The following is a 10580-nucleotide window of genomic DNA, read 5'->3' on the forward strand; positions in this document are numbered from 1 at the left end:
CAATCCTCCTATCGCGACAGCGCGCGCCTGCCGGCCCGCCACTGGATGTAATTGATGAGAAGCAGCATGGCGAACGAGATGACGAGCAGCACAAGAGCGATCGCCGTCGCCTGCTCCAGCTCGAACGACTCCAGCTTCGTCATGATCAGCAGCGGAGTAATCTCCGTGCGCATCGGCATGTTGCCGGAGATGAAGACGACGGAGCCGTATTCGCCGATGCCCCGGGCGAACGCAAGCGCGAAGCCGGTCAGGAGCGCCGGCGTCAGCTCCGGCAGCACGATGCGCAGAATCGTGCGCCATCTTCCGGCTCCAAGCATGACGGCCGCCTCCTCGACCTCTGCGTCCAGATCCTCCAATACGGGCTGGACAGTCCGGACGATGAAGGGCAAACCAATGAAGATCAAGGCGATCGTAATGCCGAGCGGCGTGAAGGCCACCTTGATGCCAAGCGGCTCCAGCCATTTTCCGACCCAGCCGTTAGGCGCGTAGATGGCCGTCAGGGCGATGCCGGCGACTGCGGTCGGAAGCGCGAACGGCAGGTCGACGAGGCTGTCCAGGAACTTGCGGCCCGGAAACGAATAGCGTACCAGCACCCATGCGACGATGAAGCCGAACACGACGTTGATGACCGCCGCCGCCAGCGAAGTCAGCAGGCTGATGCGGTAGGAAGCCATGACGCGGGGAGCGGTCACCGTCGACCAGAACTCTCCCCAGCTGAGCTCCGCCGTCTTGAGCAGGACGCAAGACAGCGGAATCAGCACGATGATGCAAAGGTAGAACACGGTGATGCCCATCGACAATCCGAATCCGGGTAAAATGCTCCGAGTGCGGGAACCTTTCATGTGAAGTCAGCTCCTGTATCGTCCAGAACCTTTTACTTGGATCCCGGCGTGTAAATTTCGTCAAACGTTCCGCCGTCGGCGAAATGCTTCTTCTGCGCTTCGGCCCAGCCGCCGAAGTCCTTGTCGATCTGGAGCAGGTCAAGCTCCTTGAATTTGTCCTTGTACTGCTCCGCGATACTCTTGTTGATCGGACGGTAGAAATTGTCGGCGGCGATCTTCTGGCCTTCGTCGCTGTACAGATACTTCAGATATTCCTCGGCGACCTCGCGGGTGCCCTTCTGGTCCACGACCTTGTCGACGACGGCTACCGGAGGCTCCGCCAGCACGCTGATCGAAGGATAGACGATCTCGAATTTGTCCCCGAGCTCCTTCTGGGAAAGGAAAGCCTCGTTCTCCCACGCAAGCAGGACATCGCCGATGCCGCGCTCCGTGAACGTCGTCGTCGCGCCGCGCGCGCCGGAGTCGAGCACCGGAACGTTCTTGAACAGCTGCTTCATGAAATCCTTCGTTTTGGCTTCGTCGCCGCCGTCCTGCTTGGAGGCGTAGCCCCATGCCGCCAAATAGTTCCAGCGGGCGCCGCCGGATGTTTTCGGATTCGGCGTAATGACCTCCACGCCCGGCTTCACGAGATCGTTCCAGTCCTTGATGCCCTTCGGATTGCCCTTGCGGACGAGGAAGACGATCGTGGACGTGTATGGAGCGCTGTTGTCCTCGTACTTCGAGCTCCAATCCTTGTTGATCAGCCCTTTTTCGGCGATGGCGTCGATATCGTAGCCGAGCGCCAAAGTGACGACATCGGCCTTGAGGCCGCCGATGACGGAGAGCGACTGCTTGCCGGAGCCGCCATGCGACTGCTTCACCGTTACTTCCTGGCCTGTCTTGTCTTTCCAGTATTTCGCGAATGCCGCATTATACGCCACATACAGCTCGCGGGTAGGATCGTAGGATACGTTGAGCAGCTCGACAGGCCCTTTAGGCTCTGCCTTGGCGCCGCCGTCATTGGCTGCGGCGTTGGCCGCGCCTCCGGCATTGCCGGACGCTGCATTTCCATTCTTGCTGTTGTTGCCGGAGCCGCAGGCGGTAAGGGTGAAGGCGAGAGAAGCCGAGAGCAACAGGAGAGGCAGCGTGCGAAGCTTTTTCTTTGTCATGGACGAGCACCCCTTCATGGAAGATAAGTCCGCCTGTTCCGGTGGTCCGGTAACAAGTGAGATAATTCCTAGTTGTTTAGTTGGTTTATGGATCAAATAATACCAGCCTATTCCCATTGGTGTCAACGGATTTTTCAATAACCCTTATAGCGTCCATAACTGCCGCTGATACCGTTCCCATGCGGTGCTCATGTTGATCCGCGTTCCGGAAAGTCTAGACGCCTCGAAGGCATCTCTACCGGATGCGGGCAGGTTCATATTCATCCCCATGGCGCCGCTTGAATGGAAAAGGGCAGCTGAGATTAGCCCCTCAGCTGCCCTTGCCTTTGCCGCCATTCATGTCGTTCCCGCCAGTCCAGCTCTCCGCCGGTTGCGGGCTCAACCCGTTTTCACATGCTCTGTTCTGCTGCTTACCTCAAGTATTTTCCCGTGATCGACTGCTCCGCCCGGACGATCTGCGCCGGCGTGCCCTCGAACACGATCCGGCCGCCTTTGCTGCCTCCGTCCGGTCCCATATCGATGATCCAATCCGCTTGGCTGATCACCTCGAGGTTGTGCTCGATGACGATGACGGTGTTGCCGGCATCCACGAGACGGTTCATGATCTCCAGCAGATGACCGATATCGGACATATGAAGGCCGGTCGTCGGCTCGTCCATCACGTAGATGCTGCCCTGCTTGTGCAGCTCGCTTGCGAGCTTGATGCGCTGGCATTCTCCGCCCGAGAGCGTGCTGAGCGGCTGGCCGAGCGTAACATAGTTCAGCCCTACATCGCTCATCGCCTGGAGCTTGCGCGCAACTTCTTTTAGCTTAAAGAAATCCAATGCCTGCTCCACCGTCATCTCCAGAACTTCTGCGATCGACTTGCCGTTCAGCTTGTACGTGAGCACCTCTTCCTTGAACCTTCTGCCTCCGCAGACTTCGCAGGGCAGCTTCACGCTGTCGAGGTAGCCGAGGTCGGTGTACACGACTCCCAGCCCTTGGCAGTTCTCGCAGGCCCCCTTGGAGTTGAAGCTGAACAAGCTCGGGCTCACCTTGTTCGCGGAAGCGAACGCCTTGCGCACATCGTCCATGATGCCTGTGTAGGTCGCGGGATTCGAGCGCGTCGACACCCCTATCGCCGATTGGTCGATGACGATCGCATCCGGATGCTGGCCGAGGAACACTTCGTTGATCAGCGTGCTCTTGCCCGAGCCGGCGACACCCGCAACGACGGTCAGCACCCCGGCTGGAATATCCACGCTCAAGCTCCGCAGGTTGTGCAGCGTGGCTTCCTTGATGTGAAGCTTGCCGGTCGGCTGCCTGCAATCGCTCTTCAGCTGGAGCGGGCGCTTCATATGGGTGCCTGTCAGCGTGCCGGACTCCAGCAGCTGTTGGAAGCTTCCTTCATACACGATGGAGCCGCCGCGGCTGCCGGCATAAGGCCCGACGTCGACAATATGATCCGCCACCTTGATGACATCGGGATCATGCTCGACGACCAGCACGGTATTGCCCTTGTCGCGAAGCTTCTGAAGCAGCCCGTTCAGCCGGTGCACATCACGGGGATGCAAGCCGACGCTGGGCTCATCGAAGATGTAGGTGACATCCACCAGGCTGCCGCTCAGATGCTTCACCATCTTGACGCGCTGCGACTCGCCGCCGGACAGCGTATCCGTCTCCCGGTCCAGCGTCAAATAGTCGAGCCCGATATCGACCAGATGCTGCAGCCGATCCGACAGCGACTTGATTACCGGCGCGGCGGCCGGATCGTCGATCTCCCGAATGACGGCGATGAGACGGCCGACCTCGATGGAAGACAGCTCCGCGATGTTGTATCCATTGATTCGGCAGTTGAGCGCGGCCCGGCTGAGCCTCGCGCCGTGGCAGCTGGAACAGGCGCCCTCGGTGATGTAAGGCGCGACAGTCTGCTGGGTGCGCTCCGACTTCGTCTTCACATCCTGCTTGATGTATTTGTTCGTGAACTTCTCGATGACGCCTTCCACCGTAATGTTCGTCGCCTTGCCCGCAAAATCCATCTTCACTTTCCTGGCTTTGCCGTACAACAACTGCTCCAGGTCCTCATCGTTATATTCGCTCAGCTTCTTGTCGGTATCGAAGGGCCGCGACTGGACGATCATATTCCAATCCCAGCTGTTCACCGCATAGCCGGGAAGCATGACGGCCCCTTCATTCAGCGACTTCGACATGTCCACCGCCTTGCTCAGGTCGACGCACAGGCTGCGGCCGAGCCCGTTGCACTCGGGACACATGCCTTGCGGGTCATTGAAGGAGAACATGTTCGCTTTTCCAACATAGGGCTGTCCCACGCGGGAGAATAGAAGGCGGAGAATGGGAGAGATATCGGTGATCGTGCCCATCGTGGAATGGGAGCCGCCGCCCAGCCGCTTCTGATCCACGATGACGGCCATGCTGAGGTTCTCGATCGCGTCTGCGTCCGGCTGCGGAAAACGCGGCAGGAAGCTGCGGACGAACATGCTGAAGTTTTCATTCAGCAGACGCTGGGATTCTGCGGCGATGGTATCGAAAACGATCGAGGACTTGCCGGATCCGGATACTCCGGTGAAGATCGTAATCTTCCGCTTGGGAATGCGCAAGGATACGCCCTTGAGATTGTTTTCCCTCGCACCCGAGATGACGATGTACTCCTGATTCGATTCGCTCATGGCTTGACGCCTCCCGATTTTTCTATTCTTTCCTTCCGGCATTTCCGGATGAATTCATGCGTACAAAAAAGAAACGGCAAGAGCTTGTCCGATGATCCGAACAGACCTAAACCGGCTGCAGGTTGCATGCAGCCGGTTTAGGTCTGTTTCGGGTTGAGCAGGTTCCCCTGTCGAACCCCATCGTACAGCATTCAGGACGGGTAAGCTCCCGCCATACGGAATGAAATTGCCTATAGCGCCAACACCTTCTCAAGCTCTCCGCACCATTTGCTCCAGCCGTATTTAGCGCCTTCGAGTCCTTGGGCATTTGTGAATCCGACTTGTTCGAGATGCAGGTTGACCTTTCCGTCCCCCAAATCCTGCAGCGTCCACGTAACCGTGTGCTTCTCTGCGCCGCTTGCCCAGGTATAGGACAGCTTGTCGGGCTCTTCCACGACAAGCACTTCGCCATCGATGATTCCATCCCACCATTCGGACGGCTGGGTGCGGAACTGGAAACGGTGTCCTACGACGGGCTTGAAATCATTTTCCATCGGCTGGCCGTTGTGAATATCGACGACCCACTTGGCAAGCTTGCCGGAATCGGTTATGGCGGACCAAAGCTTCTCGATCGACGCCGTATACTGGAAATCCAAGGATAAGGTTAAACTCATTCTTCTTCCTCCTCTAATAGTCGACTCAGGCGCGACATATTCGCGCTCCAGAACTTGCTGTAGAAAGCGACCCAATCTTGAATTTCTCTTAGCGGAGCGGCATGCAGCCTGAACCGCGTTTCCCTGCCGACCTTGCGGTCGCGCACGAGTCCAGCTTCCTTGAGAATGCTCAAATGCTTGGATACGGCTGTGCGGCCCATCTCGAACTGAGCCGTCAATTCATGAAGCGGCATCTCATCCGCCTCTGCCAGCAGACGGATCAGCCTACGCCTGGTCGGGTCCGCAATCGCGTCATATACATCCCGCAGCGGGCTGTTCTCGCTCACAACACCCTCTCCTACGTATTCAATTGAACCGATAACCGGACACCAATTGGTGACATTTCAATTATAAGACACCATTAGGTGTCTCGTCAATAAAAGAGGTTGTACTTCTCCGGTGAGAACGGTCCATTCTTTCGGCAGCCGTCAATGAGTGCTGGAAAATTAAACACCTGTGAACAGAAGGCTGATGTCCTCATTGCCGTTTTTCGTCTTCCATCCGTTGAAGCCTGCCGCATCGGTTATGCCCGGTTTGAACGTGAGAACATAGACCTGGCCCGGCGTCATATCCTTGGACAGCTTCAGCGTCACCTCGGTGACAACCGCGCCCGTGTTGTTCAATTCGTCATGGGAGATGCCGACAGCATCTCCTCCCTGTTCCTTCATCACGAAATACGGCTCGTTCACGTTTTTCACCGGTTCGCTGAATACGACCTTAATCGTCGTTCGGTTCAAGACAATCACCTGTTTCGCATAAGGAGCCTCGTTGGCGGCTATGGTTCCCGCGAACGCGGATTCGTTCGCGCCGTCCCGCGAGATGAGCGACGACACGCCTGTTACCCTCGCCGTGTATACGTGGCCAGGATCGAACAAGCTCGGATTCGAATCGGTTCCCGTGCGGAATTGGACCGCAACGATCCTTTTCGTTCCCGGCTTGCGGACGACATATTTGCTCCAGCCGGACATCGAGACGTTGGCACCGTTATCCTTGAGAATCGTTGCTGCTAAGGAACCGACGTCTGCGTCCTTGATATCTCTGTCGAACGCGATCTCCAGGGTGTTCTCGTTAACCGCGGCTATGCTCTGAAGCTTCACCGGCAGGATCGGATTGGAGATGCCCCCGAACAGAAGGCCGGATTTCTTATCCATCATGTTGCCAGCCAGGTCGGGAATGCCGGATACGGCAAGGCTGTACACGGTCTTGTCTTGTTGGGCCGATGTCCGAAGCGTGACGGTGCGCCCCTCGTTGTCCAGACTCGCTGATACGATCGCCAAGCCGTCGATGCTGTACCGTCCGGTCTGCACGGCAATGTCCCGATTCACCTTCTCGCTGAATTTGACAGTCAAAGAAGCATCCGCATTCACCTTAAATTCCGAATCGATGATCGCCGGCTTTGTCGTGTCGTCGTTGCCTACGATAGACAAATCCGATCGCGTGTCCATGACGTTGCCGGCGAGATCCTTGACGTTCTTGACGGTCAGCCAGTACCGAGTGTTGTCCGACTGATCCGACGTGGAGAACGTGACCTGCCTCTTGTCCGAAGAGAGCTGCAGCGTCGTTATCTTCAATCCGCCGGAGAACAAGTAGTTCGCGGGACTCGTTGCCGTCTTGGTGTCAACTTGCTCTGAGAACGTCAGGACATAGCTGCGGGCTGTTGACCGGTCGAACGCAGTTATCGTCGGCTTCACCATGTCCGATCTCGCCGAAGTGTACGCCCACGCCTTGCTCTCGATGGTTAAGGTATGCTTGCGGTTTTCGATTTGGTAGCCTGTTGTAAGCAATACCGACATCCCGTCTCCTCCGACCGTCGCGAGAAGGATCGGCACGACGTTGCCGAGATCGTCCCTCAGGGAGAATTGTCCGATATCCGCCGAGTCGGCCTTCGCCTTCAGATTCACCCGCACCGACTGGACGCTCAGTCCTTCGACCGACTTCACGTCGAGCGCACTGGCCCAGCCCGCATAGACCGCGTAGACAGCCTCCACGAGCACACCTCGCGTAGCGTTGACCGTGTAGTCGTTCCTCGGGGCGATCCAGCCTTTGTTAAGAGAGGTTCCGACCGCATCCTTCGCCCAGGCCGATGCTTTGCCAACGAATCCGGACTTCGGATCGGCAGGGATGCTGTTGACCTTCAGCAGCACGACAGCCAGCTCTTCGACCTTCACCGCGGCGGTCGGCTCGAATCGATTATTTCCTTTGCCGACCATGATGCCTGCGCTTCGCACCGCTTGGACCGCTGTGAACGACCAGCGTGTCTTCAGAACATCCGCGAAGCCGACTGTGGAACTGGAATGAGGCAATTCGAGAAGCTTATAGAGCACGGAAGCAAACTGTTCGCGGGACATGGGTTCGTTCAGGCGAGACGATCCGTCCTCGAAACCGGTCATAATACCTTGCCGCTTCAGCACTTGGAACTTCTCCTCCGTCGTCAGCGTCGCCGCTCCCGCGGCTGGGACGGCTAATCCAAGCAGCAACGATAGCGCGAGCAATGCCAGAGCGATTTTCCTCATCTTTGCAGTCCTCCTAAGGGTTTTCTGCCGGAACCGCGGAAGAAGAAAAAACCGCATCGCGGATGCGGGGCCAGCGAGTGTACCCTCTTTAACGGCACTATGGAGGAAATGTTTCTGTCGAAGGCGGTCTCATCCAAAACAAGTCACGTTTCGAGCAAACTTCCGGTAATTCGCCGCGGGCTTGTTCCGGCAAAGCGTCATGGGCAAGCTGGTTAGAATCGGTCAAGCAGGGGAAGAAAACGAAAAAAAAGCCCCGATGCGAGACGGAAGTCTCGATCGGGACGTTATGGCTTGAGATGTTCAGGTTTCCGCTCCCGGATTAGCTCCCCGGGATCCGCGCTTGTTGCTTCCCTTGACCATGATGACCTCCACGAACGGGCGGATCCTGTCCATGATCCGGCGGCCCTTGTGGTATTCCTCCCCGTCCTTGCTCGTGAAGCTGAAATGCTGCTCCAAATCGTCGAGAGCGTGGTTCGAGGTATAGAAGGTCGGCTTGCGCTCCATCCGGTAGTTCAGAATCGAGCCCATGACATGATCCCGAACCCACGGGCTCAGGTTCTCGGCGCCGATGTCGTCGAAGATCAGAATATCGGCTTCCTTCATCAGATCGATCGTCTCCTTGAGACGGCCCGGCTCGCCGAACATCGCCTTGAGATCCTCGACGAAATCCGGCATGTAGACAATGACGCCCGAGTAGCCGAGCTTCGCCAGCTCTCCCATCATATAGCCCATCAGGAACGTCTTGCCCGTTCCGAACTGGCCGGTCAAGTACAGTCCGTCCGTCTGCAGGCCCTGCTCTTTGGTCCGGTCGATATATTGAAGAATCTGCTTGACCGCCGGCAGGCGGGCCGAGTCCTTCCTCGCGATGTCTTCGAAGGAATACGCTTTGGCCAGCACCTTGTCGCTGACGTAGAAGCTGCGGATGCGGCTGCGGATCAGCTCCTCGTTGCGGCGGGCGATGAACTTGCGGCAGGCTGTCTTCCGGTCGATCAGGCGGGTTTCGCCGCTGGAGCCGTCCGCGGACAGCAGCGTATAATGGCCCTGGAAGTCGTTGGGGCATTCGTCCAGTCCCGGGCAGGCCGAGCAGTTGCGATGCTCCTTGACGTATTGATAGACCAGATTGGAATTGCGCCGCACCACGCCTTCGTCAATATCGGGATGCTGCTCCCGCAGCTTGCGGACGCCCGGATCGTCCAGCAGCTCCTGCAGCTGCTTTTGGGCCCGGGCCCGAATCTGGGCTCCTCCCGGCATCGTCTTGAGCAAATCCTTCAGGGATTCCATAGCTGCCTCCTCCTTTCTTTCTCATGCTGGCCGTTTATCCAAAAAGCCCGATGGGCTCAAATTCTACTTGCCGTCCAGCTTGCGCGCAAGCTGCAAAATCTCTTCCAGCTCCTCCGGCGATACCTCCGGAGCGGCGGCGTCATCCCCCACGACCGGCAGCACCGGCTTGCGCGACGCTCCCGTCCGGCGGTAGCCGCCTCTGCCGCCGGCAGCCGGGGCGCTCCGCGGCTGGGAAGCAGCCTGCCCCCTGCCCGGTGCGCCGGCCTGCTGGGCTTCGCGGGAGCGCTCCACTTCGATCTGCTCCCTCACATAACCGACCGCCTTCTCGAATTCGTCCACCTGCTGCACGAGCATATTGGAGGCGACCGCTTCAATGAACGTTTTCGTGACGCGCGACGATCCCTTCATCCCGAAGACATAATGGACGAGCACGTTGATGACCGGTCCCGGCAGCTTGTAGTGAAGGTCGATCCGCTCGAATTGCCGCTCGATCCAGTCCGGCACGGCGCCGGGGAAAAACCGGCGCAGGAAGCGGGTATGCGGCTCGTTGCGCATCAGCATGTTGTACTGCTGAATGTCGCATCGTCCGGACAGCTGCGACGGAACCGGCAAATAATGCTCCGCGAGCACGCCGTGCTCCGGCTGCTCGGCTTCCGTCTCCTCCTGCATCCGAGAAGTCTGGCGCGCCCGGTCGCTCTCGCGCTTGCGGTCCTGCCGGTACATCTGGGCGGCCTTGAGCTGCAAGTCGTCGAGCTGCAGCTCCCCGCGTCCGTCGAATACATCCTCTTCGTCCAGCAGCCTGCTGAGGTCGGCAGCCCCAAGACCGTATTTGTATGCGACGTAATTCAGCTGGGCCATCCGGTCCTGATCCCCCCGCAGCCTCTCCACGTAAGGGCGGTTCGCCGATCCACGCGGAAAGCGGTAGATAAGGTCGCCATACTGGATTCCGGCACTCGGCTGCTCCGGCTGGACCGGAGCCTTGCGGACCGGCGACGTTTCCTCGAGAGCCTGCTCCAGCTCCAGATCGACGGCGGCGTTCAGACGAAACAGCTCGTAGAACGGCATCGAAATGTTCTCCTTGACCAGCTCATGCTGGGCGAGCTCGTCCGGCTCCCGCTGGAACAGCGACTCCTGGAGGCTTACGACGCCGTACTTGCCGACCTTGTCCCGCAGCAGCATGCTCAGATGCTGGTTCTGGAAAAACTCGGCCGGCGACAGCGGCGCTGTCAGCTCGTATTCGTACATGACGTCCTCCTGGCCCGGCAGGAACAGCCGGCAGGTCGTCAGCAAGCCGAGCGCCTCCAGAACGGAAGCGCATGCGGCCAGCTCCCGGCGGCCGGCATCGTTCATGTCGAGGCCTAGACCGAGGAACAGCTTGCGCTGGCTGTCGAGAGAGGAATACCCGCTGTAGCCCTCCGCGACCTGATAATAAAGGAAC

At 58.4% G+C, this 10580-nt stretch carries 8 protein-coding genes; all 8 read right to left on the reverse strand.

Going from position 1 to position 10580, the window contains the following annotated elements; genetic code table 11:
* Window positions 1-8: 8 nt before the first annotated feature.
* Window positions 9-842, reverse strand: a complete 834-nt coding sequence (gene cysT, locus VE23_RS10475) for a sulfate ABC transporter permease subunit CysT (protein ID WP_021878064.1) — start codon at window positions 840-842, stop codon at window positions 9-11.
* A 32-nt stretch (window positions 843-874) separates the two neighbouring features.
* On the reverse strand, window positions 875-1990 hold the full coding sequence (locus VE23_RS10480) for a sulfate ABC transporter substrate-binding protein (RefSeq protein ID WP_048744693.1): 1116 nt from the start codon (window positions 1988-1990) through the stop codon (window positions 875-877).
* Window positions 1991-2400: 410 nt separating this feature from the next.
* Window positions 2401-4656, reverse strand: coding sequence for an ATP-binding cassette domain-containing protein (locus VE23_RS10490; protein WP_049867944.1), 2256 nt, complete (start codon window positions 4654-4656; stop codon window positions 2401-2403).
* 230 nt (window positions 4657-4886) lie between these two features.
* Window positions 4887-5309 (reverse strand): SRPBCC family protein, encoded by a 423-nt coding sequence (locus VE23_RS10495; protein ID WP_021878068.1) that lies wholly within the window; start codon window positions 5307-5309, stop codon window positions 4887-4889.
* Entirely contained in the window at window positions 5306-5635 is a 330-nt protein-coding gene (locus VE23_RS10500) for an ArsR/SmtB family transcription factor (protein ID WP_048744697.1), read from the reverse strand. Before VE23_RS10500 ends, VE23_RS10495 begins: the two co-directional genes overlap by 4 nt.
* A 159-nt stretch (window positions 5636-5794) precedes the next feature.
* On the reverse strand, window positions 5795-7861 hold the full coding sequence (locus VE23_RS10505) for an Ig-like domain-containing protein (protein ID WP_048744699.1): 2067 nt from the start codon (window positions 7859-7861) through the stop codon (window positions 5795-5797).
* Between the two features lie 300 nt (window positions 7862-8161).
* Window positions 8162-9142: a primosomal protein DnaI gene (gene dnaI / locus VE23_RS10510; RefSeq protein WP_021878071.1), complete on the reverse strand. Its 981-nt coding sequence runs from the start codon at window positions 9140-9142 to the stop codon at window positions 8162-8164.
* Between the two features lie 63 nt (window positions 9143-9205).
* Window positions 9206-10580 (reverse strand): helicase DnaB (locus VE23_RS10515; protein WP_232316875.1); only part of this gene is annotated, 1375 nt, incomplete at its 5' end.

The organism is Paenibacillus sp. D9 (genome assembly GCF_001188365.1).
In the GTDB taxonomy this organism is placed as follows: domain Bacteria; phylum Bacillota; class Bacilli; order Paenibacillales; family Paenibacillaceae; genus Paenibacillus_O; species Paenibacillus_O humicus.

Bases quoted from the DNA above. Each gene is read 5' to 3' on its own strand.
- cysT (WP_021878064.1), bottom strand. From the start codon at position 842: ATGAAAGGTTCCCGCACTCGGAGCATTTTACCCGGATTCGGATTGTCG.
- dnaI (WP_021878071.1), bottom strand. From the start codon at position 9,142: ATGGAATCCCTGAAGGATTTGCTCAAGACGATGCCGGGAGGAGCCCAG.
- VE23_RS10495 (WP_021878068.1), bottom strand. From the start codon at position 5,309: ATGAGTTTAACCTTATCCTTGGATTTCCAGTATACGGCGTCGATCGAG.
- VE23_RS10505 (WP_048744699.1), bottom strand. From the start codon at position 7,861: ATGAGGAAAATCGCTCTGGCATTGCTCGCGCTATCGTTGCTGCTTGGA.
- VE23_RS10480 (WP_048744693.1), bottom strand. From the start codon at position 1,990: ATGACAAAGAAAAAGCTTCGCACGCTGCCTCTCCTGTTGCTCTCGGCT.
- VE23_RS10490 (WP_049867944.1), bottom strand. From the start codon at position 4,656: ATGAGCGAATCGAATCAGGAGTACATCGTCATCTCGGGTGCGAGGGAA.